This window comes from Roseateles sp. P5_E1, assembly GCF_054049335.1.
In genome coordinates this window covers 1-715 of sequence record NZ_JBFUMN010000193.1, presented here as the reverse complement: position 1 = coordinate 715, position 715 = coordinate 1, and the positions used below count along the sequence as shown (strand labels likewise).

The following is a 715-nucleotide window of genomic DNA, read 5'->3' as shown; positions in this document are numbered from 1 at the left end:
CATCATCAGCGTCCAGCTCGACCCGGACCTGATCTCCAAGGCGGCCGCCGGCCCCACCCGCATCCGCCTGCGCACCAGCGCCCGCTTCAGTGCGTACGACCGTGCCCAGCTGTTCCACCACGAAGCACTGGTGCATTCGCTGACCGCACTCAATGGACGCGAGCAGCCGCACCTGCCCAGCCTGGCGTTGTCCTCCCCGCGTGTGACCGCCACCCAGGAGGGCCTGGCCACCTTCGCCGAGCAGATCACCGGCAGCATCGACATCGAGCGCCTCAAGCGCATCAGCCTGCGGACCGAAGCGATCGCGATGGCGCGCGAGGGCGCCGATTTCATCCAGGTATTCCGCTACTTCTGCGCCGAAGGGCAGAACAACGAGGAGAGCTTCGCCTCTGCCCAGCGCGTCTTCCGCGGCGTGCCACCGACCGGCGGCGCTGCATTCACCAAGGACACCGTGTACCTGCGCGGGCTGGTGTCTGTACATACCTTCTTCCGCCACATGCTTGCCGAAGACCGCCTGCAGGTGTGCCGCTGGTTGTTCGCCGGCAAGATGTCGCTGACCGATGCGATCGCCTTCGCACCGCTGTTCGAAGAAGGCATCCTGCGCCCGCCCCGCTGGTTGCCACACTGGGTCAGCCGCGCCAACGGGCTGGCCGGCATGCTGGCGTTCTCGCTGTTCGCCAACCGCATCCGCATGGACCAGCTGGTCGCCGAATGA

1 protein-coding gene is annotated in these 715 nt (G+C 66.9%); it reads left to right on the top strand.

The genetic code is table 11. The annotated features are described in order from the left end of the window. On the top strand, positions 1 to 715 hold a 715-nt coding region (locus ACXJKJ_RS30555; RefSeq protein WP_457395198.1), incomplete at its 5' end, for a tyrosine/phenylalanine carboxypeptidase domain-containing protein.